Origin of the sequence: Streptomyces sp. NPDC004111 (genome assembly GCF_042874215.1) — a bacterium.
Taxonomy (GTDB): domain Bacteria; phylum Actinomycetota; class Actinomycetes; order Streptomycetales; family Streptomycetaceae; genus Streptomyces.
Genome location: NZ_JBIAMU010000004.1, coordinates 399,068 through 422,887 on the forward strand (window position 1 = coordinate 399,068; position 23,820 = coordinate 422,887).

Below are 23,820 nucleotides of genomic sequence, written 5' to 3' on the forward strand. Positions count from 1 at the left end.
TCTGCACGTATTTGCTCGGCACAGCGTCTCACCCGCAGGTCGGGCGGGGGAGGGTGCAGAAGGGGTGGAGGGGCCCCCGAGACGCGCTCCACCCACGGGTTGAGGGGCTTGCAGGGGTTTCCCCTACTGGGGTGGAGACGTGCTTCGTACCGCAGGGCGAGGTGGCTCGCGGGGAATTTCCTTAGCTTGGTCTTACGGGTAACTACGGGACCGAATAAGGGGACTTGGTATGACAACGGCAGTGGGCGTATCCCCGCACGGGGGCACGGGTGGGCGTACGGCCGTTGCCGCCCGGGGGCGGCAGGTCGTCAAGGCGTACGGGGCGGGGGAGACGCGGGTCGTGGCGCTCGACCACGTCGACGTCGACATGGCGCGCGGCGAGTACACGGCGATCATGGGCCCCTCCGGGTCCGGCAAGTCGACCCTGATGCACTGCCTGGCCGGGCTCGACACGGTGACCTCGGGGGAGATCTTCCTCGCGGACACCGAGCTGACCGGGCTCAGGGACAAGCAGCTCACCCGGTTGCGCAGGGACCGGGTCGGCTTCATCTTCCAGGCCTTCAACCTGCTGCCGACGCTGAACGCGATCGAGAACATCACCCTGCCCATGGACATCGCGGGCCGCCGCCCCGACGCCGGCTGGCTGGAGCAGGTGGTGGAGACCGTCGGGCTCGCCGACCGGCTGAAGCACCGGCCGACCGAACTCTCCGGCGGCCAGCAGCAACGGGTCGCGGTGGCACGGGCGCTGGCCGCCCGGCCGGAGATCATCTTCGGTGACGAGCCGACCGGCAACCTCGACTCCCGGGCGGGCGCGGAGGTGCTGTCCTTCCTGCGCCGTTCCGTGGACGAGCTGGGCCAGACCATCGTGATGGTCACCCACGACCCGGTCGCCGCCGCCTACGCGGACCGGGTGCTGTACCTCGCGGACGGGCGGATCGTCGACGAGATGCGCCGCCCCACCGCCGAGCGGGTGCTGGACAGGATGCTCTCCCTGTCCGAGGCGGGCCGCGGCACGCCCGTCGCGCCGGAGCGGGGGCGGACGTCATGACCGTGTGGAAGACCTCGATGCGCAACTTCTTCGCGCACAAGGGACGCATGGCGCTCTCCGCCGTCGCGGTCCTGCTCTCGGTGGGCTTCGTCTGCGGGACGCTGGTCTTCACCGACACCATGAACACCACCTTCGACAAGCTCTTCGCCACCACCGCGGCCGATGTCTCCGTCGCGCCGAAGGCGGAGAAGGGCGACGAGTCCGCGGCGAACTCCGGCCGCCCGCTCACCCTGCCCGCCGCCGCGGTGCGCACGGTCGCCGGGACCGACGGGGTGAAGGAGGCGGAGGGCACGGTCAGCAGCATGTCGGTGACCGTCGTCAACAGCGCCAACAAGAACATGGGCCCCGACACCGGCGCCCCCACCATCGCCGGCAGCTGGTCCGCCGGTGACGCCCGCTCCATGGACATCACCTCCGGGCACGCCCCGCGCGGGCCGACCGAGGTCATGGTCGACGCCGACACCGCGGACAAGCACGGCCTGAAGCTGGGCGACGCGCTGCGCACCATCGCCGTCACCGGCGACTTCACCGCCCGGATCAGCGGCATCGCCTCCTTCCGCAGCACCAACCCCGGTGCCACCGTCGTCTTCTACGACGAGCGCACCGCACAGCGCGAACTGCTCGGCGCCACCGGCCGCTACACCGGCATCAACGTCACCGCCGCCCCCGGTATCTCCGACGAGCAGCTGAAGAGCAGGGTCGGTGCGGTCCTGGGCGCCGGCGGCACGGGCACCACCGGCACCGCCGCCGGCGAGTACAAGATCCTCACCAAGGCGGAGTCCGCGGCGGAGAACAAGAGCGACCTCGGCTCGTTCCTCGACGTGATGAAGTACGCGATGCTCGGCTTCGCCGGGGTCGCCCTGCTGGTCGGCGTCTTCCTCATCGTCAACACCTTCTCGATGCTGGTCGCCCAGCGCACCCGGGAGATCGGGCTGATGCGGGCGCTCGGCTCCAGCCGCCGGCAGGTCAACCGGTCGGTGCTGCTGGAGGCGCTGCTGCTCGGCGTGGCCGGCTCGGTGCTGGGCGTCGGGGTGGGCGTGGGGCTGGCCGTCGGCCTGATGCAGTTCATGAGCTCCGTCGGCATGAAGCTGGCCACCGACGACCTGACGCTGCGGTGGACCACCCCCGTCATCGGTCTGGTGCTCGGTGTCGTCGTCACCGTCGTCGCCGCCCACCTCCCGGCCCGCCGGGCCGGCAAGGTGTCCCCGATGGCCGCCCTGCGCGACTCCGGGACGCCCGTGGACGGCAGGTCCGGCCGGATCAGGGCCGTGACGGGCGTGCTGCTGTCGCTGCTCGGCGGCGCCGGGCTCTACCTGGGCGCGCGCTCCGCCACGGCCGGTGACGGCGCCGTGTTCTTCGGCGGCGGTGTGGTGCTGACCCTCGTCGGGTTCGTGGCCGTCGGGCCGCTGCTGGTGTCGTTCGTCGTCAGGGCGATCAGCGCCGTGGTGCTGCGGGTCTTCGGGCCCGTCGGGCGGATGGCCGAGCGCAACGCGCTCCGTAACCCGCGACGTACCGGAGCGACCGGCTCCGCGCTGATGATCGGGCTCGCCCTGGTGGCCTGCCTGTCGGTCGGGGCCTCCTCGATGGTCGCCTCCGCCACCGACGAGCTGGACCGCTCCGTGGGCGCCGACTTCACCGTACGGTCGAGCAACGGCCAGCCCGTACTGCCGCAGGCGCAGGCGGCGCTCGCGCGGGCCGAAGGGGTCGCCCGCCTCACCCACTACAAGGTGGTCGACGCGAAGGTGACCGCCCCCGACGGCACGGCGGAGCGCAAGGCCCTGTCCGCCACCGACCCCTCGTACATGCGGGACCTGCGGCGCGAGACGGTCGCGGGCGACCTGGCGGCGGCGTACGGGCCGCAGGCGATGTCGGTCGGCGAGGACTACGCGAAGCAGCGCGGGGTGAAGGTCGGCGACCGGCTGACGGTTGCCTTCCCCGGCGGGAAGAGCGTGCCGCTCACCGTCGCGGCGATCACCTCGGACGACGTCAACGTCGACAAGGGCGCGATGTACCTCTCCCTGGCCACCGCGTCCGGCCACATCCCCGCCGACCGGATGCCGCAGGACAGCACGGTCTTCGCGAAGGCCGCCGACGGGCGGGCGGACGCGGCGTACGCGTCGCTGAAGGCGGCCCTCGCCCCGTACCCGCAGTACCGGGTGCTCAACTCCACCGACTACAAGGAGGACCTGCGGGCCCAGATCGACCAGCTGCTCAACATCGTCTACGGGCTGCTCGCGCTGGCCGTGGTCGTCGCCGTGCTCGGCGTCGTGAACACCCTCGCCCTGTCCGTCGTCGAGCGGACCCGGGAGATCGGCCTGATGCGCGCCATCGGGCTCTCCCGCCGCCAGCTGCGCCGTATGATCCGCCTCGAATCGGTGGTCATCGCCCTCTTCGGCGCCCTGCTCGGCCTCGGTCTCGGTCTCGCCTGGGGGACCGCGGCCCAGAAGCTCCTCGCGCTGGAGGGGATGGCCGTCCTGGAGATCCCCTGGGCGACGATCCTCACGGTCTTCGCGGCCTCCGCGCTGGTCGGTCTGCTGGCCGCGCTGGTCCCGGCGTTCCGGGCGGGCCGGATGAACGTGCTGAACGCCATCGCCACCGAGTAGCCCCCGGCCCCGCCCCTCGGGCGGCGGGGCCGCCGCCGTCCCCTCGGGCGGCGGGGCCGCCCCCGGGGGCGGAACGGGCGGGCAAGGGGGCGGCCCCCGGCGGAGCCGCACGACCCCGCCCCGGACGCCCCCGGTCCCGTACCCGGGGAGGGCGGCCCCGGCCCCACTCCGCCAGCGCCCAGCGGCCCGGCGTCGTAGGCTGGGAGACCCCCGGCCCGTGAGACGTGTCGGGCGGCTCGCGTTGCCCGCTCCGGCCAGGCCCGGTGCCACCTGCGCGGCCACACCTGAGTTCTTACGCGTTCGGACGGAAGCTTTCATGAGCCTGCACGGCCTGCTGGATGCAGTGGTAAGAGACGCGGCGCTCGCCGAAGCGGTGAAGGCCGCGGTCGACGGCAACCGCATGCACGTCGACCTGGTCGGGCCCGCCGCCGCCCGCCCCTTCGCGCTTGCGGCCCTCGCCAGGGACGCCGGGCGCCCGGTGCTGGCCGTCACCGCGACCGGCCGGGAGGCCGAGGAGCTGGCGGCGACCCTGCGCACACTGCTGCCCGAGGACTCGGTGGCGGAGTTCCCCTCCTGGGAGACGCTGCCGCACGAGCGGCTCTCGCCGCGCTCGGACACCGTGGGCCGCCGGCTCGCCGTACTGCGCCGTCTCGCCCACCCCAGCAAGGACGACCCGGCGGCGGGCCCGGTCGCCGTGATCGTCGCACCGGTGCGTTCCGTGCTCCAGCCGCAGGTCAAGGGCCTGGGCGAGCTGGAGCCCGTGTCCATCAGGTCCGGGACCAGCGCCGACCTCGGACAGCTCACCGAGGCGCTCGCGGCAGCCGCGTACTCCCGGGTGGAACTGGTCGAGAAGCGCGGCGAGTTCGCGGTCCGCGGCGGCATCCTGGACGTGTTCCCGCCCACCGAGGAACACCCGCTGCGCGTGGAGTTCTGGGGCGACGACGTCGAGGAGATCCGCTACTTCAAGGTCGCCGACCAGCGCTCCCTGGAGGTCGCCGAGCACGGCGTCTGGGCGCCCCCGTGCCGCGAGCTGCTGCTCACCGACGACGTCCGGCAGAAGGCCGCCGCGCTCGCCGAGGCCCACCCCGAGCTGGGCGAACTCCTGAACAAGATCGCCGAGGGCATCGCGGTGGAGGGCATGGAGTCCCTCGCTCCGGTCCTGGTCGACGACATGGAGCTGCTGCTCGACGTCCTCCCCGAGGGCTCGATGGCGGTCGTCTGCGACCCCGAGCGGGTACGGACCAGGGCCGCCGACCTCGTCGCGACCAGCCAGGAGTTCCTCCAGGCGTCCTGGGCGGCCACCGCGGGCGGCGGCGAGGCCCCCATCGACGTCGGCGCGGCCTCGCTGTGGGGCATCGCCGACGTCCGCGACCGGGCCCGCGAGCTGGGCATGATGTGGTGGTCGGTGTCCCCGTTCGCGGCCGACGACGCGGACCTGGAGGAGGACACCCTCAAGCTGGGCATGCACGCCCCCGAGATGTACCGGGGCGACACCGCGAAGGCGCTCGCCGACACCAAGGGCTGGCTGTCCGACGGCTGGCGGACCGTGTTCGTCACCGAGGGGCACGGCCCCGCGTCCCGCACGGTCGAGGTGCTCTCCGGCGAGGGCATCGCCGCCCGCCTCGACGCGGACCTCGCCGAGATCTCCCCGAACGTCGTGCACGTCGCCTGCGGCTCGCTCGACAACGGCTTCGTCGACCCGGTACTGCAGCTCGCCGTCCTCACCGAGACCGACCTGACCGGCCAGCGCACCGCCGCCAAGGAACTCGGCCGGATGCCGGCCAGGCGCCGCAAGTCCATCGACCCGCTCACCCTCCAGGTCGGCGACTTCATCGTGCACGAGCAGCACGGCGTGGGCCGCTACATCGAGATGGTGCAGCGCACGGTCCAGGGCGCCACCCGCGAGTACCTGCTCGTCGAGTACGCGCCCGCCAAGCGCGGCCAGCCCGGCGACCGGCTGTACATCCCCACCGACCAGCTGGAGCAGGTCACCAAGTACGTCGGCGGCGAGGCCCCGACGCTGCACCGGCTCGGCGGCGCCGACTGGACCAAGACGAAGGCGCGCGCCAAGAAGGCCGTCAAGGAGATCGCCGCCGACCTGATCAAGCTGTACAGCGCGCGGATGGCGGCCCCCGGCCACACCTTCGGCCCCGACACCCCCTGGCAGCGCGAGCTGGAGGACGCCTTCCCGTACGCGGAGACGCCCGACCAGCTGTCCACCATCGCCGAGGTGAAGGAGGACATGGAGAAGTCGGTGCCGATGGACCGGCTGATCTGCGGCGACGTGGGTTACGGCAAGACGGAGATCGCGGTGCGGGCCGCGTTCAAGGCGGTCCAGGACGGCAAGCAGGTCGCCGTCCTGGTGCCCACGACCCTCCTCGTGCAGCAGCACTACGGGACCTTCACCGAGCGCTACGCCCAGTTCCCCGTCAACGTACGGGCGCTGTCGCGCTTCCAGACCGACACCGAGTCCAAGGCCACGCTGGCCGGGCTGAAGGACGGGTCGGTCGACCTCGTCATCGGTACCCACCGGCTGTTCTCGCAGGAGACGAAGTTCAAGGACCTGGGCCTGGTCATCGTCGACGAGGAGCAGCGGTTCGGCGTCGAGCACAAGGAGCAGCTGAAGAAGCTGCGTGCCAACGTGGACGTCCTGACGATGTCCGCGACGCCGATCCCGCGCACCCTGGAGATGGCGGTCACCGGCATCCGCGAGATGTCGACCATCACCACCCCGCCGGAGGAGCGCCACCCGGTGCTCACCTTCGTCGGTCCCTACGAGGAGAAGCAGATCGGCGCGGCGGTCCGCCGTGAACTCCTGCGCGAGGGGCAGGTCTTCTACATCCACAACCGGGTCGAGTCGATCGACCGCGCGGCGGCCAAGCTGCGCGAGATCGTGCCCGAGGCGCGCATCGCGACCGCGCACGGACAGATGTCGGAGACGGCCCTCGAACAGGTCGTCGTCGACTTCTGGGAGAAGAAGTTCGACGTGCTGGTGTCGACGACGATCGTCGAGTCCGGCATCGACATCTCCAACGCCAACACGCTGATCGTGGAGCGCGGCGACAACTTCGGCCTCTCCCAGCTGCACCAGCTGCGCGGCCGGGTCGGCCGTGGCCGCGAGCGCGGTTACGCGTACTTCCTGTACCCGCCGGAGAAGCCGCTGACGGAGACCGCGCACGAGCGCCTGGCGACCATCGCCCAGCACACCGAGATGGGTGCGGGCATGTACGTGGCGATGAAGGACCTGGAGATCCGCGGCGCGGGCAACCTGCTCGGCGGCGAGCAGTCCGGGCACATCGCGGGCGTCGGCTTCGACCTCTACATCCGGATGGTCGGCGAGGCGGTGGCCGACTACCGGGCGGCCGTCGAGGGCGGCGAGGAGGAGGAAGCGCCGCTGGAGGTGAAGATCGAACTGCCGGTGGACGCGCACGTTCCGCACGACTACGCGCCGGGCGAGCGGCTGCGTCTGCAGGCCTACCGGTCGATCGCCGCCGCGAACACGGAGGCCGACATCGCCGCCGTGCGCGAGGAACTCACCGACCGGTACGGCAAGTTGCCGGAGCCGGTGGAGAACCTGCTGCTGGTCGCCGGCCTGCGGATGCTGGCGCGGGCGTGCGGGGTCGGCGAGATCGTCCTCCAGGGCCCGAACATCAGGTTCGCGCCGGTGGAGCTGCGGGAGTCGCAGGAGCTGCGGCTGAAGCGGCTGTACCCGCGGACGGTCATCAAGGCGACCGCGCACCAGATCCTGGTGCCGCGGCCGACGACGGGGAAGATCGGCGGAAAGCCGGTGGTGGGCCGGGAACTGCTGGCGTGGACGGGCGAGTTCCTGACGACGATCCTGGGCTAGGTACGAGGGGGGGGGAGACCCCGGAGCCCGACCGGCGGGGGAGCGCACCGCCGGGGGCAACACACCGCCCGCGAGGCCGAACGGATCGGCCTCGCGGGCGGGAGTACCAGGGGGTTCTCGTGCATCGGGCGTGCACCGGTCACGCGTGGGGCGCGCACCGGGTGTGCACCGGGCGCGCGCAGGGCGCGGCCCGGGTGGGACCCGTAGGGAACCGGGTGCGGGTCAGGGCGCCGGGTCGTCCTTCCTGTCGCCCGCGCCGAGGGCCTCCTCGACCTTCTGCTGGGCCCGGTCCACCTTGTCGGCGTACTTGCCGCCGGTCTTCTCGTCGATCTCATCACCGACGGAGTCGGAAATGTCCTTCGCCTTGTCCTGGGCCTGATCCTTGAACTTGTCGAAGATCCCCATGGGCGGGCTCCTTCTGCGGAAGAGAACGGGACATTCCAGACGCTACGCCGGGCCACTGGAATGCGCGCGCCGAGGTGTGCGCCCCCGGCCCCCGTGTGGACTAGACCACATTTCGGAGAAATGTCGCGAGTCGAGCGGTTCGTTCTGGGCAGCCATTCCTAAGGTGGTGCGTTCGACGGTTCTCAACTCTCGGTGGGGCGGCGTTCCTTGATATCTCGTACGGCCAGGAAGACCTGGAAGACCCTGTCGGCGGCGGGACTTGGGGCGGTGTTCGTGCTCGGGGCGGCCGGCTGCGGTGCGGACGGCCCGATGGGGGGCGGCGGCACCGGCGGGCGGGGCGGCGCGGTCGGCAGCGCCGGGTCCGCACTGGCCGCCGTGGACACCCTGACGGTGAAGGGCCGGGCGCCCAAGACGGGTTACGCGCGGACGGAGTTCGGCCGCGCCTGGGCCGACACCGACGCCAACGGGTGCGGCACCCGTGACGACATCCTCAAGCGGGACCTGGGGAGCGTGAAGTTCACCGGAGGCACGTGCAAGGTCTCCTCCGGGGTGCTGGAGAAGGACCCGTACACCGGCGGCCGGATCGAGTACGTGCGCGGGCGCAGCAAGGTCGACATAGACCACCTGGTCGCACTCTCCGACGCCTGGCAGAAGGGCGCCCAGCAGTGGAAGCCCGCCAAGCGCCTGGCCTTCGCCAACGACCCGCTGAACCTGGTGGCCGCCGAGGCCTCGGCGAACCGGCAGAAGGGCGACGGGGACGCCGCCACCTGGCTGCCGGCGAACAAGGCCTACCGGTGTGCGTACGTGGCCGGGCAGGTGGGCGTGAAGAAGAAGTACGGGGTGTGGGTGACGGCCGCCGAGAAGGAGGCCATGAAGAAGGTGCTGAACGGCTGCCCGGACGAGAAGCTGCCCACCGGCGGCAACCCGACGGAGGCGACGGTGGGCAGGAAGTAGCCGCGGGCCGCTGCGGAACGCAACGGTCCGGCCCCGGCACCGTGTGCGGTGCCGGGGCCGGACCCGGGTGGCGGCAGGTGCCCGTGCCGGCCGCGGGTCAGAGCTTCAGGTCCCAGTGCGAGGACTTGAAGTCCAGGAAGCCGGGGGTGACCTCGACGGTCAGGTTCTTCGCCGCCGCCGGGGCGTCGAAGGCGAACACCGCGGTCGCCTTCTTGCCCGGCAGGATCGAACCGGTGAAGCCCGCGCCGGTCGTCTCGCCGTCGAAGATCTGCTCGGCGGCCTTGCCGTCCGCGCCCGCGCGGGCGTCCACCTGCGAGAGGGCGCTGTCGAACTTCTCGGTGCCGGTGTTCTCGATGGTCACCGTGACCTTGTAGGCCTTGTTGCCCTTCGTGTGGCCGACCGCGTACTCGGACGGGCTGTGCTTGGCCGGTGCGGAGACGGTGACCTTCAGCTTGCCCGCGTACTCGGCGGTGGCGCCGGCCGCGAGTGCCTTCGCGCCCTTGGCGCCCTCCTCGGCCTTGCCGTCGCCGCCCTTGGCCGTCTTGTCGCCGGAGCTGCTGGTCGCCTCCTGTCCGGCGAGCGCCTTGTCGACCTCCTTCACCGCGGTGTCCACCGCCTTGAAGGTGATGACCGCGCCGACCACCGACAGGATCAGTGCCACCAGGCCCAGGACCGCGCCGGTCAGCGCGACTCCCTTGTTGGTGGCCCCGCCGCGCTTGGCGCGGCCCCGGCCGCTGAGGCCCAGGACCAGGGCGATCAGGCCGAGGATGCCGGCGAGCCAGAAGAGCAGCGGGACGATGCCGGACACCGCGCCGATGATGCCCAGGATCAGCGCCGCGGTTCCCAGCCCGTTGCGGGCCTGCTGCGGGGCGCCGTGCCCGTGGTGCCGGGGCGGCTGCGGGTCCTGGCCGTACTGCGGGGACTGCCCGTACTGCCCGTACTGCTCCGCCTGGCCGTAACTCTGCCCGTACTCGGGGCCCTGCGGGTGCTGCGGCTGGTTCGTGTGCTGAGACATGGGTGTCCTCCGGACAGAGACAGAGCGGTGCGCGGCGGTGGCGGAGCTCGGGGACTTCCAGTCGCCCCGCGGTGCGATGGGTCAATAACAACAGATGCTGTGAACCGAGTCAACACGGTTCACAGGGATCGGTCGGTTCACGGTGTGAAGCGGGAGGTCGGGTCTTCGGTCGGTATGCTCGGGTGCACAGCAGAGTGACGAGGGGGAGTGGCAGCCGGTGTCGTCCGAGAACGCAACAGAGGTGACCGCCGCCGGGATCGCCCGGCTGGCCGGGGTCGGCCGGGCCGCCGTCAGCAACTGGCGCCGCCGCCACCCCGACTTCCCCAGGCCCGTCGGCGGCACCGAGACCAGTCCCTCCTTCGCGCTCGCCGAGGTCGAGGAGTGGCTGCGCGACCAGGGCAAGCTCGCCGAAGTACCGCTGCGCGAGCGGGTCTGGCAGCAGGTGGCGGGCCATCCCGCCGGAGCCGTCACCGCCCTCGTGCACACCGGCTGCGCACTGGCCCTGGTGCAGGACCGGCCGACCGAGTGGCTGCGGCTGGCCGCCCTCTCCGACGCCAAGTGCGCCGAACTGCTGCCCCGGAGCATCGAACTGGTGCTGTTCGGCAGGTTCGGGCCCGCGCCCTGGGCCGTGCCCTCCCTCACCGCGCGCGACCTCGCCCCGTCGGTGCCGCTGCTTCGCGCCGCCGCCGAACTGGCCGCCGAGTCGGGCGTCCGCAAGACGTACGAGTTCCTGATCGGCCGTCACCTCGACGCCAATCCGCGCCAGTACACGCTCACCCCGGCAGGCCCGGCCGCCCTGATGGCCGCCCTGCTCGGCCGCCCCCGCACCGTCCTCGACCCGGCCAGCGGCACCGCCGCCCTGCTGTGCGCCCTGGACGCCCCCGACGGGGAGCGCCCCACCGCCCTGTACGCCCAGGACGCCGACCCCGACCTGGCCGCGCTCGGCGCGCTGCGGCTCGCCCTGCACACCGAGGCGCGCGCCACCGAGGTGCGCGCCGCCGCCGGCGACAGCCTGCGCGCCGACGCGTATCGGCAGCTCACCGTCGACGCGGTGGTCAGCCACCCGCCGTTCAACGAACGCAACTGGGGCCACGACGAACTCGCCTACGACCCCCGCTGGGAGTACGGCTTCCCGGCCCGCACCGAGTCCGAGCTGGCCTGGGTGCAGCACGCGCTGGCCCGGCTGCGCGAGGGCGGCACCGCCGTCCTGCTGATGCCGCCCGCCGCCGCCTCCCGCCGCTCCGGCCGCCGCATCCGCGCCGATCTGCTGCGCCGGGGAGCCCTGCGCGCGGTGGTCGCGCTGCCCGCGGGCGCCGCCCCGCCCTACGGCGTTCCCCTGCACCTGTGGGTGCTGCGCAGGCCCGCACCGGGGGCGCGGCCCGCCGCCGACCTCCTGGTCGTCGACACCGCCGACCTCTCCGCGGCCGGCCGCGACAAGCTCGACTGGGCGGCCGTGCACACCGCGGTGCTCGACACCTGGCAGACGTTCGACAGGGAGGGCGCCGTCGAGGAGCGGCCCGGGGTCTGCCGCTCGGTGCCCGTGGTCGAGCTGCTGGACGACGACGTCGACCTCGCCCCCGCCCGGCACCTGCCGCCCCCGGCGGCCGGCGGCGGAGTGGCGGAACTGGCCTCCGTACGGGAGCGGCTGGCGGACACCCTGCGGCTCACGGCGGAGCTGAACCCGCAGCCCGGCACCGCGGAGGAGGCAGCAAGTCCCGTGCACTGGCCGGTCACCACCGTCGGGGAACTGGCGCGGGCGGGCGCCCTTATGCTCCGTACCGGCGGCGGCGCGAGCGGCCCGGACGGGGTGCCGGTGCTCACCGAGCAGGACGTCCTGGCCGGCGTCCCCGCCTCCGGAGCGGGCACGCAGCCGGAGGGCGCGGACGGCGACGACGCGGTGCTCACCGAGGCCGGCGACGTGGTCGTGCCGCTGCTCGGCGGCGGAGCCGTCGCCCGGGTGGTCGACGGGACGGGAGCCGGAGCGGTCCTCGGGCGCAACCTCCATCTGCTGCGGCCCGATCCGGCCGCCGTCGACCCGTGGTTCCTCGCCGGATTCCTGCGCGGGACCGCCAACAACCGCCGGGCCAGCAGCTACGCCTCCACCGCCGCCCGGCTGGACGTGCGGCGCCTCCAGGTGCCCCGGCTGCCGCTCGCCGAACAGCAGCGCTACGGGGAGCGCTTTCGCACCCTGGCCGCCTTCGAGGACGCGCTGCGGATCGCGGGACGGCTCGGCGAGCAGCTGGTGCAGGGGCTGTACGACGGGCTGGCGGACGGCACCGTGCGGGCGGAGTAGGGAAGCGGGGGAGCCGGCCGGGCCGTGCCGCGGGGTGGCGGCGGTGCGCGGGAACTTGTGGGATCCGTACAACCCTTGGGATGTTGTCGGAGTCGCTGTATACGCTCGTCGTAACGTTCCCGCACGTCCGCCACGTGCCATTCCCCACAGGAGCAGCCATGCACGGCCCCGGCCCCACCACGCCGAGCAGCCGGCCGAGCGCCGGGGTGCTGGTCACCCTCCGGGTGGTGTTCGTCGCCCTCACCCTGTGCAGCTGCGGACTCCTGTCGTGGGCGGCCATGCTGCGGATCGCGGTGGTGCGGCGACGGCGCGCGGACTGGGTGGCGTTCACGCTGGTGGTGCTGCTCGCGATCACTACGTTCGTCGTGATCGGGGTCAACGGGAACGAGACGTCGGACGCCCCGCTCAGGCCGGTGGACTGGGTCTGTCTGCTGCTGCTGATGGCGATGGCGGTGGGCGTCACCACGCACTACCTGATAGCCGACATCCAGTACCACCAGCAGCCGCACACGCCCCCGTTGCCGCCGCACGGCTGGCAGTCCGCGGCCCCCGGCCACCCGACCGCGCCGTCCTACGGGTACGGGACCGCGCCCACGGGCACACCCGCCTACGGCTATCCGCCCCAGCAGCAGTCCTACCCGCCGCAGGACCGGCCGCAGCCCCAGCATCCGCAGCCCCAGCATCCGCAGCAGACCCCGCACCAGCTCCAGCAGACCCGGCACCAGCCCCAGCCGCCCCAGCCGCAGCCCCAGCAGCACCCGTCCCGGCCGCCCCGCATCAACCAGGTCCGTGCCGAGCTGGACGAACTGAGCGAACTGCTGCGCCAGGACCGGCCCCAGGACCAGGACCGGCCGCAGGACCCCACCCGGTTCGGGCCCCGCCACCAGGACGGTGACGGAGGATTCCCCCGGTGAACGGCCGTGTCATCGCCGGACGTTACGAGCTGGCCACCCTCATCGGCCAGGGCGGCATGGGCCAGGTGTGGACCGCGTACGACCAGCGCCTGGACCGCCGCGTCGCCGTCAAGCTGCTGCGCCCGGACCGGATGGCCGCCGCCACCGAGGCCGAGGAGATGCGCCGCCGCTTCGTGCGCGAGTGCCGCGTCACCGCCCAGGTCGACCACCCCGGCCTGGTCACCGTGCACGACGCGGGCAGCGACGGCGACGACCTCTACCTCGTCATGCAGTACGTCGAGGGCGCCGACCTCGCCGACCATCTCGCCGAACAGGACCCCTACCCCTGGCCGTGGGCGGTCGCCGTCGCCGCCCAGCTGTGCGCCGTGCTCTCCGCCGTGCACGCGGTGCCGATCGTCCACCGAGACCTCAAGCCCCGCAACGTCATGGTCAGACCGGACGGCACGCTCACCGTGCTCGACCTGGGCGTCGCCTCCGTGCTCGACACCGACACCACCCGCCTCACCCACACCGGCACCCCCATCGGCACCCCCGCGTACATGGCGCCCGAGCAGGCGATGGGCGGCGCCGTCGGCCCGTACACCGACCTGTACGCGCTGGGCGTGCTGCTGCACGAACTGCTGACCGGGGACGTCCCGTTCGCCGGCACGACCGCGCTGGGCATCCTGCACCGCCACCTCTACGAGCCGCCGCTGCCCATCCGGCAGGGCAGGCCCGAGATCCCCGACGCGCTGGAAGCACTGGTGCTGGACCTGCTGGCCAAGGACCCGCAGCACCGGCCCGGCTCCGCCCAGGACGTGTACGAGCGGCTCGCCCCGCTGCTGCCCGCGCGCGGCCGGCCGGGCGGACCCCTCGACCCCACCCGCCCCTTCCTGCGCCCGCACGCGCCCTGGCCGGACCGGGCGGCGGCCGTCCCGCCGCCGGTGCAGGTGCCGCCGCCGGGACACCTGCCGCCGCGGCCCGCGTCGGCGCCCGCGCCACCGGTGCACACCCCGCCGCCCGCACCGCCGTCCCGGCCCGACGTCGCCGCGGCCGTCGACGAGGTCAAGCAGCTGCTGGGCGAGGGCCGCATCACCCAGGCCGTGGACCTCCTGGGCAGCATCCTCCCGGCCGCCGCCGCCGAGCACGGCGAACGCTCCCCGGTGGTGCGCATCCTGCGCAAGCAGTACGCGGCGACCCTGCTGGACGACGGCCAGTACCGGCGCGCCCTGCCCGAGCTGCGCCGGCTCGCCGAGGACCGGGCCGCCGAGAGCGGCCCCGCCGACCCGCAGGCCCTCCAGTTCCGCTACGACGCCGCCCAGTGCCTGGAACAGCTCGGCGAACCGGCGGCGGCCCTCGCCGAGTACCGGGCCCTGCTGCCGTACTACGAGAACGGCTACGTCACCGGCAACGACCCCTCCCGCGCCCTCGAACTGCGGCTGCGCGCCGCCCAGCTGCTGCTGGCCCTCGGCGACCGCACGGAGGCGGTGCGCCAGTTGCAGGCGCTGCTGTACGACGCCGAGCGGGTGTACGGGGCGTACCACCCGCTGGTCGCGGAGGTGCGCCGGGCGCTGGAGCGCCAGCACCAGCTCGGCGGCGGCCGGCGCTGATCCCCCGGGGCGGGGCGGGACGCGCGGCCCCGCCATGTCCGGTTGTCCTGACAAACTCCCGGTCCGCCCGTCACCCCGGGTTCGCCCCGCGGTCGCCCCAGGGCCACGCCCCCATCCGCCGGGCGGCATAGCGTCCCGGCCATGCCACTGCTGACCCACCCCCTCGCCCGCCGCGCCCTGCGTCCCTTCGCGGCCCTGGTAGACCAGCGCGTACGCACCCAGACCCGCGGCACCAGCACGGAGCTGGCCGCCCTGCGGGCCGAGCTCGACGTCCTCAAGAAGCAGAGCCACGCCGTCACCATGCTGCTCGACCGCACGGGGCGGGGCGCGCACCGCATGCCGTCCGCCGACCAGATCACCGGGCTGGTCGCCGAGGTCGCGGAGGTCAGCGGCAGCGCGCACGCCCGGCGGGCGGTCACCTCGGCGTTCCGGACCGTCGTCGCGCTCGAAGCACTGGGTGTAGGACGCCTCGCAGGGGGTACATCCAATGTTTGCGGAAAACTCGCGACCATTCCGCTTCTGGCCCCGCCGAACCCCGACACGCTCGAAATCGGGACCCTTCACGGCCTCTTCGCGACCGCCCTGACCCGCATGCTGCACCGCGAGGGGACCGAGCCCAGGCTGACCATCGTCGACCCGCTCATCGGCTCGCAGCTGCAGCCCGACGCGGCCTTCGACAACGCCGATCCGACCGGCACCCCGGTCCGCGAGGACGTGGTGCGGGCCAACCTCGCACTGGCCGGAACCGCTCTCTCGGCGGACGGCGACGGGGCCCCAGGGGCCCGTATTTTCAAGGGATTCTCGCAGGACGAGGAAATCCGGGCGGCGGTTTCCGACCGGAAGTACGGGGTGGTCGTGGTGGACGGCGACCATTCCAGGGACGGGGTGCTCTCCGATCTCCAATGGGTCGAGGAGATCGTCGCCGACGGCGGGATCGTGGTCCTCGACGACTACGGCGACGCCGCCTGGCCGGGCGTCCGGGAAGCCCTCGAAACACACCTGGCGACCGGTGACTCCCGACTCCGTCTGCTGGGCCGCGTCGCGACTTCCGCTTTTCTCCGAAGGGTGTGATGTGGGTCACACAGAGGCAACCGACTCGTCGCTTTCCCTGTCTCGATAGGCGACCAATCAGCCCCTGCGGAAACCCCGTGCGGAGTTCTCGTACACACCGGAAGTGAGACCCCATGCGCCTGGCGGTCGTGGTGCCCTGCTTCAACGAAGAAATGGTGATCGAGTCGTTCGACGCGAAAGTGCGGACGGTCCTCGATTCACTCCCGGTCGACTACGAGATCTGCTACGTCGACGACGGCAGTTCCGACAACACCCTCGGTCTGCTGCGCGAACTCGCGGAAAAGCACCCGGGGGGCCTGCGCTACACCTCCTTCAGCCGGAACTTCGGCAAGGAGGCCGCCATGCTGGCCGGCCTGCGCGAGGCCGAGGGCGACGCCGTCGTACTGATGGACGCGGACCTCCAGCATCCCCCGGAGCTGATCGGGAAGATGCTGGAGCTGCACAGCCGCGGCCACGACCAGGTGATCGCCCGGCGCGACAGGGACGGCGAGTCGCGCCTGCGCAGGTCCCTGGGCCGGGCGTACTACCGCATGGTCAACCGCTGGGTGGACGTCGAGCTCGCCGACGGCGTGGGCGACTTCCGGCTGCTGTCGCGGCGGGCCGTCGACGCGCTGCTGTCGATGCCCGAGCAGAACCGCTTCTCCAAGGGGCTTTTCTCCTGGATCGGCTTCGACACCGTCACCTTCGACTACACCAATGTGGCGCGCGAGGCCGGAGAGACGAAATGGCGTTTCGGCGCGCTCGTCAACTACGGCGTCGACGGCCTCATCTCCTTCAACAACAAGCCCCTGCGCGTCGCCATTCACCTCGGCCTCGTACTCGCCGCGCTGGCCGCCCTGTACGTGGTGTGGATCGTCATCAGCACCCTCGCGTTCGGCGTCCGCACCCCCGGCTACGCGACGCTCCTCGCCGCGATCGTCGGCCTGGGCGGCGCACAGATGGTGATGCTGGGGCTGGTGGGCGAATACATCGGCCGGATCTATTACGAGACCAAGCGCCGCCCGCACTTCCTGGTGAAGGAAACCAGCGCGCCCACGCTCGCCCTGAACCGGATACGCACGAACATCGGTACGGTCGGCACCGGTAACGCCGTCAGTACGGGAAACAGGGAAATCGGGCAGTGACGTCCTCGCACATCTTCCAGGTGCTCCGGTTCGCCCTGGTGGGCGCGGTGAACACCGGAACGTTCTACGCCTGCTATCTCGCCCTGCACCAGTGGTTGCCCTACTACCCCGCCTATGTGCTGGCTTTCATGATCAGCATGGTGGGGTCGTTCTTCCTCAATACCTACTTCACCTATCGCACCCGCCCCACCTGGCGGAAATTCCTGCTGTTCCCGCTCACCAACCTGACCAATTTCACGGTCACCTCGGTGGGCGTGTTCGTGCTGGTGGAATGGGCCGGCATGGACGAGCGGATCGCGCCCCTGGTGGCCGCCGCCGCGGCGATCCCGGTGACGTACGTACTGTCCCGGCGCATCCTCACACAGGGGGAGCAGCCGGCGGACGGGAAGCCGGAGGACGGAAAGCCGCAGGGCCGGGACCCACAGGACCGTGACCCGCAGGACCGGAACCCGCAGGGCGGGGAGCCGGCGAAGGGCGCCACTCCGGAAGGCACCACTCCGGAAGGCGCCGCCCCGGGCAAGGCCGCCCCCGCGCGCCCCCGCGGCCCCGCCGCCCTGCTGCGCCGTCTGAGCGGCGAGCGCGGCATCGCCGTCCTGGCCGGTCTCACCGCCATGGCCGCCTACTGCCTGGGCATCGCCCTGCGCGGCACGTACCCCTTCGGGGAACGGTCGCGGGCCGTCAACGACCTGGGCAACCAGTTCGTCCCGTACCACGCGCACCTGTGGGACCTGCTGCACGGCGAGGCCCAGGGCGATCTGCTCTTCAACTGGAACAGCGGCTACGGCACCCCCTTCCTACCGGACTTCTTCACCTACCTGACGAACCCGTTCTCCTTCCTCGTCGGGCTCTTCCCGCGCGACCTGGTCGAACTGCCGGTCTTCCTCGTCACCCTGCTGAGCATCGGCCTCGCCGCCACCGTCATGACCCTCTTCCTGGCCCGGCTGCGGCCCGGACCCGCCTGGCAGCGCGGTCTGCTGGCGGTCGGGTACGCGCTGTGCGCCTGGGTGGTCAGCGACGGGTACGCCGACCCCATGTGGATGTGGGGGCCGGTCGCCCTCCCGCTCATCGGCATCGCCGCCGACTGGTGCCTGCAGGGCCGCCGCTGGTTCCTCGGCACCTTCCTCGTCGCCCTGAGCTGGGCGGCGAACTTCTACACCGCCGCCATGGCGACGCTGGGCGCCGCGCTGGTCCTCGTCGTACGGCTGCTGCTGCGCGACGACCTGCCCTGGCGCGCGCGTGCGCGCGTGGTGCTGCGGGCCGGCGGCATGGCCGCGACCGCGCTGCTGCTGGTCGCGCCGGTGATGATCGTCTCGTACCTCTCCAGCAAGGCGTCCCAGCCGGTCACCGTCATCCCGTACAAGGGACCGCCCAGCCCGCTGCTCTACCTCGCCCAGCTGCTCCCCGGCGGGCGCACCTCCGCCGCCGCGCCCGGTGTCTGCTTCGGCATCCTCGGGCTGCTCCTGCTGGCCACCTTCGTCTTCCAGCGGTCGGTCGCGGTGCGCGAGCGGGTGCTGTGGTGCGGGCTCGCGCTGCTGGTCGCACTGTCGTTCGTGTGGAAGCCGGGCGTCCTGCTGTGGCACGCGTTCGCCATCCCGAACGGCAGCCCCTACCGGGCCACCTTCGTCCTCAGCGGCATCTTCACGATGATCGCCTGGCTCGCCCTCTCCCGCCGGCCCGCCCCGCGCGAGCTGCTGTGGGGAGCGGGCCTGCTCGCCGTCCTGGTGGCACTCACCGCCGGACAGAAGCCGGTCGGCACCCGGACCCTGCTGCTGGCGCTCGGCGGCATCCCCGTGATGTGCGCGGGCCTGATGCTGCTGCACCGGTACGGGGGAGGGGCGGACCGGGGCCCCGGAGGCGCCGGGCCGCGGAACGCCCCGGCCGCCCGCCGGGCACGGGCACTCCTCGCCGCCGGACTCGGCTGCGCCGTACTGCTCTCCACCGCCTACACGGTCAACTCCGTGATGGGCGTCCGGGACCGGATCCCCTGGTACGCGCCCAAGCGGACCCTCGACGAGGAGACCCTGCGGATGCGCGACACCCTGCGCGCCGCCGACGCCGCCCCCTGGCAGCGGGCCGACCCCGGCTCGCACGAGTACGCCAACAACGACCCGATGCTGCTCGGCGGCAGCGGCGGCTCGTACTACAGCAGCCACGTCCCCGCCGAGACCGCCCGCACCCTCCAGGCGCTCGGCGCGGGCTGGTACATAGAGGGCCGCCACACCAAGAGCTTCTCCGAACCGGTCGGCCGGGCCCTGATGGGCGCCACCACCTACATCGCCGACGAGCCGGAGGGCTCGCGCAGGGCCGTCGTACGGCGGGCCGAGGCCGCGCCGCTGGTGACGGTGCGGCGGCAGGGCGCGAGCGTGCCGCCGGTGCACCAGGGCGGTGACGTCACCGCCTTCGACCGGCTGAACAGCGCGATCGGGGCGGCCGTCTACGCGGTGCCCGAACTGCGCCCGGCCGCCGGCGGTGCCCCCGGCCGTCACGGGTGGCGGCTGCACAAGGGCGTGCGCGCCACGTTCGAGGTGGCGTGCACGCCGGGCAGTACGGCCTACGGTCACGCGCCCTGGTTCGCCGGGCGGGTGGCCGTGGACAAGGGGCGGGAGAAGACCTGGTTCGGCCGGGGCAACAAGGTGACCGCCGCGGGCGTCCGCACCCTGGGCAAGGTGGCGAAGAACGGCCGCCTCACGCTCTCCGTCACCGCCACCAAGCCCGGCCAGAGCCTGCCCCGCCACCTGGTGGGCTGCCTCGACCGGGCCAAGCTCCACACCGCGATCGGCGACCTGCGCGCCGCCGCCCCCGACCGGCTCACCATGTCCGGACACGAGATCCGGGCCAGGCTGAAGCCGGGCACCGCGCCGGGCACGGCGGTCGTGGCGGTCCCGGCGGTGAGCGGCTGGCAGTGCGCCGCGGACGGGCGGCCCGAGTCCCCGGCCGCCTCCTTCCAGGGGCTGCTGGCGGTCCCCGTCGGCGCCGGCACCACCGGGTTCACCTGCACCTACCGCCAGGCCGGGCTCTCCGCCGGGCTGGCGGGCAGCGGCGCCGGGATCGTGGTGCTGCTGGGGGTCGCGGTCTGGTCCCGCCTGCGTCCGCGCAGCAGGCCCAGCAGCCCGACCACGGCCACCACTCCGGCGGAACCGGCCCCCACGGCCGTGCCCGCCCGCAGCCCCGGCGGCCTGAACTCGCAGCCCACCTCGATCGGCCCGGTCGTCGTGCCGTCCGCGGCACCGGCCCCCGCACCGTCGGGCAGCGGGACGGCCAGCAACCCCAAGTAGGAGCCCGCGGGCCGCAGCTCACCGCCGTTCACGGCGCACTGCCACCCCGCGATCCGCGGCACCGCCACAACGGCGGTCCGACCGGCGCTCCCCCCGGCCACGGAGGCGGGAGCGCCGGTTCCGGGGGCGCTGCTGGTTCCGGGCACTCCGCCGGTGCCGCCGATCCCGGGCGTGCTTCCGGTTCCGGGCACTCCGCTGGTCCCGCCGGTGCCGCCGGTGCCGCCGGTCGCGGGCGTGCCGCCGGTCGCGCCGGTGCCGTCAGTTGCCGGTGCGCCGCCAGCGGCGTGTGCGGGCAGCACCGCCCGGACCGTTCCGTCGCCCGCCTCGACCGATTCCGCGCCGCTCGCCCTCAGTCCCCGTACCGCCGCGGCCAGGCGGTCCTCGCGCAGGCAGGCCACCTCGGCGCCCCGGGCGCCCGTCCCGCGCAGGTCGATCCGGACCCGGCCGTCCCCGGCCGCCGTGCCCACCTGCTGCATCGGCGCCCGTACCCGCCCCTTCTTTGCCTCGAAGCGGACGCCCGCCGGGTCACCGCCCGCGGACCGGGCCACTCCCTTGAACCCCGGCGCCCACACGAACACCGGCGCCCCCGCCGTGCACACCCCCGCCGTGCCGTTCAGCCGCTCGTACACCCTCGACCCCAGCAGCAACTCCTGGTTGGCGAAGGCGGAGTGCCCGAAGCGCGGGGCGGGGCCACCGGTCGCCCGTACCGTCACCAGGGGCGGCGCGTCGCGCCGGACGACCGTGAAGTCGGTGTCGGCGCCCTGCCGGTACGTCGACCGCAGCCGTGCTCCGACCCCGAACAGCGCGTCCGTCACCGGGTTGTCCAGGCTGTGCGGTGCGCGCCCGCTGCCGTTCCAGCCGTCGCCGAGCGCGCTCAGCGTCCGGGTCAGCACGTCGGAGGTCATGCTGCTGTAGTACGAGGCGCCCTGACCACCGACCACCATCGCGTCGTTGTGCACGGTCTGGGTGCGCCCCGGTTCGGTGCGGTGGCGCGGCCAGTCGTCGACCCCGGCGATCACCCGGCTCTGCGCCGACTGCCGGGGGCCGTACGGCGCGTGGTCGTCCTGGGTGGCGACCCTGCGCTTGGCCGCCCACGCCGTGGTCAGCGCGGACTGCCCGACGACGCACCCGACGAGCAGCACCGCGGCCCCGGCCGCGTACACCCGCCGCCCGGACGCCGCGGCCCGCACCGGACCGGCCCCGTCCGTCCCGCGCCCCGCCCGTCCCAGCAGCGCCAGGGCGCCGGCCACCAGTGCCAGTCCGGCGGCCGTGCCCAGCCACGCCCACCGGCCGCCGAACGGACTTCCCACCGCCACCAGCACCACCAGCACCAGGCACCCGGCCGCCGCGGCCAGCGCCCGCCGGCCCGGCACCCCGTGGCAGACCGACAGCCACCCGGCGATCACCAGCACCCCGCTGAGCACGAAGGTCTGCCGGTAGGGGCTGCCGTTCGGCTCCGCGAAGGCGTGCCACGCCAGATGCGTCGGCCCCCACTGCATGGACACCAGCACGGCCACCGCCAGCACGCCCCAGCCGACCCGCACCCGCACGGGGACCCGCCGGTGGAACGGCAGCGCGAACGCGAGCACCAGCACGGCGGAACTCACATACATGGCGGGAGAGTTGAAGCCGTACGTGCCGGGAAGCAGCCGGGCCAGCACATCGCCCCAGCCGGCCGGCCGGAACGTCAGCCCCATCCCCGGGTAGGCGTGCCGCGTCCCCGCGAACACCGTCAGCAGCACCGGCGCCGACACCCCGATCCCGAGCGCCACCACCGCGCACGCCCGCGCCGCCGTCCGCAGCCGCGGAAGGCGCGGGCCGCCGTCGATCAGCAGCCGGGCGCCCAGCACCAGACCGGCGCCGAGCGTCGCCATGTACGCGGTGTAGAAGTTCGCCGCCCACACCAGCGCGACCAGCAGCACCCCCGACCCGAACCACACCCGCAGCCGGCGCCCCGTACGCACCCATTCCCCCACCACGCACAGCAGCGGGAAGGCGATCAGCCCGTCCAGCCACATCGGGTTGTACGAGGCCTCGATCACCGACCACCCGCACAGCGCGTACGCCGCGCCCAGCACCCCCGCCAGCCACCAGCGGCCGTTCCCCCCGGCGGCCGTGCGGGGCCGCAGCAGCATCAGCAGCCACGCCATCACCGCCGCCGCCGTCGCGATCCGCGCCACCGAGGTCACGTACACCGCGAGGTCGATCTGCGCGCGCGGGAAGAGCGCGACCAGCGGGGCGAACGGGCTCGACAGGTACGTCCCCACGTCCGGCAGGAAGCTGGAGCCGTACCCCGACTGCCAGTTGATCAGCCAGCCGCCGTCCGCGCGGCCGTGCAGCACGTCCCACAGGCGGGCGTGGAACGGGACGAACTGGGTGCCCAGGTCGTTCACGTTCCGGTTCATCGCCCCGAACGGCTGGCTGCCGGCGAGCGCGGACCCCAGGCAGTGCGCGAGGGCGGCCACGAAGGCCGCGAGCAGCGAAGCCGCCGCGACGGGGTGCTTCTGCGGGGAGAATGCCGGGAGGGTGGGACGCATGAGGCCGACCGTAAACACGCGAACAGGGCTTTCACCAGCACCCCGCAATTCCGTTAACCGAATCGCCCTCCGCCCGTCACCCGCGCCGTGAGGGAACGTCATCTGCCCGCGTTGCCATGGCACATGCTCATCTCCCTCGTCGTGCCCTGTTTCCACGAGGCGGACATCGTCCGGCGATTCCACTCCCATGTCGCACGGGAAATCGCGCCGCTCGCCCCCACGGCCGAATTCGAATTCGTGTACGTGGACGACGGCAGCCGTGATGCGACGCTCGACCACCTCCGGGAAATCGCCGCCACCGATCCGCGCGTACGCTATGTCTCCTTCAGCCGGAATTTCGGCAAGGAATCCGCCATGCTGGCCGGTCTGCGGCACGCCGACGGCGACGCCGTCGTGATCATGGACGCGGACCTCCAGCACCCGCCGGAACTCATCGAGCGCATGATCACCCTGCATTCCCAGGGCCACGACCAGGTGGTCGCCCGCCGCACCCGGGCCGGCGACCGGGTCACCCGCACCCTCACCGCCCGCGCCTACTACCGGCTCGTGAACCGGCTGGTCGACGTCGAACTGGTCGACGGCGTCGGCGACTTCCGGCTGCTGTCCCGCCGCGCCGTGGACGCCGTACTGGAGCTCACCGAATACAACCGGTTCTCGAAAGGCCTCTTCGCCTGGATCGGATTCCCGACCGCCACGTTCAGTTACGAAAACCTGGTCCGTGAGCAGGGCCGTTCCAAATGGACCTTCGGGAAGCTCCTCAACTACGGCCTGGACGGCGTCCTTTCCTTCAACAACAAACCACTCCGGGCCGCCCTCTATCTCGGCCTGCTGCTGCTCGGCTGCGCCATGGCGTACACCGCGTGGATCGTCGGTGACGCACTCGTCAACGGCGTGGAAACCCCCGGTTATGTGACGCTGCTCGTCGCCGTCACCGCACTCTCCGGAGTACAGATGGTGATGCTCGGCGTCGTCGGCGAATACGTCGGGCGCATCTATTACGAAACCAAGCGCCGCCCCCACTTCCTGGTCAGCGAGACGAACACCAGCCCGCGGCCCGCCCCCGGCGCATCCCCGTATCCCGGCGACTCGTTGGACTCGTTGGGCGAATCAGTGGCCCGGACCACTCCGGCTGCCTAACATCAACT

The 23,820-nt window shown here is 72.8% G+C and carries 13 protein-coding genes and 1 pseudogene; 11 read left to right on the plus strand and 3 right to left on the minus strand.

The window, feature by feature from the left end:
* Window positions 1-229 precede the first annotated feature (229 nt).
* The 3 genes from ACFYVL_RS11505 to mfd all read left to right on the plus strand — a co-directional run bounded on the left by ACFYVL_RS11505 (window position 230) and on the right by mfd (window position 7,498).
* A complete protein-coding gene (locus tag ACFYVL_RS11505; RefSeq protein ID WP_389243231.1) occupies window positions 230-1,048 on the plus strand; it encodes an ABC transporter ATP-binding protein in 819 nt (272 codons plus the stop codon).
* On the plus strand, window positions 1,045-3,651 hold the full coding sequence (locus tag ACFYVL_RS11510; RefSeq protein WP_389243233.1) for an ABC transporter permease: 2,607 nt from the start codon (window positions 1,045-1,047) through the stop codon (window positions 3,649-3,651). The genes ACFYVL_RS11505 and ACFYVL_RS11510 overlap by 4 nt, the downstream gene beginning before the upstream one ends.
* 316 nt (window positions 3,652-3,967) lie before the next feature.
* Window positions 3,968-7,498 (plus strand): transcription-repair coupling factor, encoded by a 3,531-nt coding sequence (gene mfd, locus ACFYVL_RS11515; protein ID WP_389243235.1) that lies wholly within the window; start codon window positions 3,968-3,970, stop codon window positions 7,496-7,498.
* Between the two features lie 222 nt (window positions 7,499-7,720).
* On the opposite strand, the gene ACFYVL_RS11520 is transcribed toward mfd, so the two are convergent.
* On the minus strand, window positions 7,721-7,903 hold the full coding sequence (locus ACFYVL_RS11520; RefSeq protein WP_389243237.1) for an antitoxin: 183 nt from the start codon (window positions 7,901-7,903) through the stop codon (window positions 7,721-7,723).
* A 309-nt stretch (window positions 7,904-8,212) separates the two neighbouring features.
* Here ACFYVL_RS11520 and ACFYVL_RS11525 point away from each other — a divergent pair, with 309 nt between their 5' ends.
* The gene (locus ACFYVL_RS11525) at window positions 8,213-8,857 is read left to right on the plus strand and encodes an HNH endonuclease family protein (protein ID WP_389243444.1); all 645 of its coding nucleotides are present in this window, start codon (window positions 8,213-8,215) and stop codon (window positions 8,855-8,857) included.
* A gap of 97 nt (window positions 8,858-8,954) precedes the next feature.
* On the opposite strand, the gene ACFYVL_RS11530 is transcribed toward ACFYVL_RS11525, so the two are convergent.
* Window positions 8,955-9,872, minus strand: coding sequence for a DUF4190 domain-containing protein (locus ACFYVL_RS11530; RefSeq protein WP_389243239.1), 918 nt, complete (start codon window positions 9,870-9,872; stop codon window positions 8,955-8,957).
* Window positions 9,873-10,113: 241 nt separating this feature from the next.
* Between ACFYVL_RS11530 and ACFYVL_RS11535 the strand changes: the two genes are divergently transcribed.
* The 6 genes and pseudogenes from ACFYVL_RS11535 to ACFYVL_RS11560 form a co-directional block, all read left to right on the plus strand.
* Window positions 10,114-12,165, plus strand: coding sequence for an N-6 DNA methylase (locus tag ACFYVL_RS11535; RefSeq protein ID WP_389243446.1), 2,052 nt, complete (start codon window positions 10,114-10,116; stop codon window positions 12,163-12,165).
* Between the two features lie 158 nt (window positions 12,166-12,323).
* Window positions 12,324-13,079, plus strand: a complete 756-nt coding sequence (locus ACFYVL_RS11540; protein ID WP_389243241.1) for a hypothetical protein — start codon at window positions 12,324-12,326, stop codon at window positions 13,077-13,079.
* A complete protein-coding gene (locus tag ACFYVL_RS11545; protein WP_389243243.1) occupies window positions 13,076-14,668 on the plus strand; it encodes a protein kinase in 1,593 nt (530 codons plus the stop codon). Before ACFYVL_RS11540 ends, ACFYVL_RS11545 begins: the two co-directional genes overlap by 4 nt.
* Window positions 14,669-14,809: 141 nt before the next feature.
* Window positions 14,810-15,739: a class I SAM-dependent methyltransferase gene (locus tag ACFYVL_RS11550; RefSeq protein WP_389243244.1), complete on the plus strand. Its 930-nt coding sequence runs from the start codon at window positions 14,810-14,812 to the stop codon at window positions 15,737-15,739.
* A gap of 113 nt (window positions 15,740-15,852) precedes the next feature.
* Window positions 15,853-16,863, plus strand: coding sequence for a glycosyltransferase family 2 protein (locus ACFYVL_RS11555; RefSeq protein WP_389243246.1), 1,011 nt, complete (start codon window positions 15,853-15,855; stop codon window positions 16,861-16,863).
* Window positions 16,864-16,901: 38 nt separating this feature from the next.
* Window positions 16,902-19,835: pseudogene (locus ACFYVL_RS11560) on the plus strand (YfhO family protein); the annotation flags it as partial.
* A 26-nt stretch (window positions 19,836-19,861) separates the two neighbouring features.
* Here the strand turns inward: ACFYVL_RS11560 and ACFYVL_RS11565 are convergent.
* On the minus strand, window positions 19,862-22,675 hold the full coding sequence (locus ACFYVL_RS11565) for a YfhO family protein (RefSeq protein ID WP_389243248.1): 2,814 nt from the start codon (window positions 22,673-22,675) through the stop codon (window positions 19,862-19,864).
* 123 nt (window positions 22,676-22,798) lie between these two features.
* Between ACFYVL_RS11565 and ACFYVL_RS11570 the strand changes: the two genes are divergently transcribed.
* Entirely contained in the window at window positions 22,799-23,812 is a 1,014-nt protein-coding gene (locus ACFYVL_RS11570; protein WP_389243250.1) for a glycosyltransferase family 2 protein, read from the plus strand.
* Window positions 23,813-23,820: the final 8 nt, after the last annotated feature.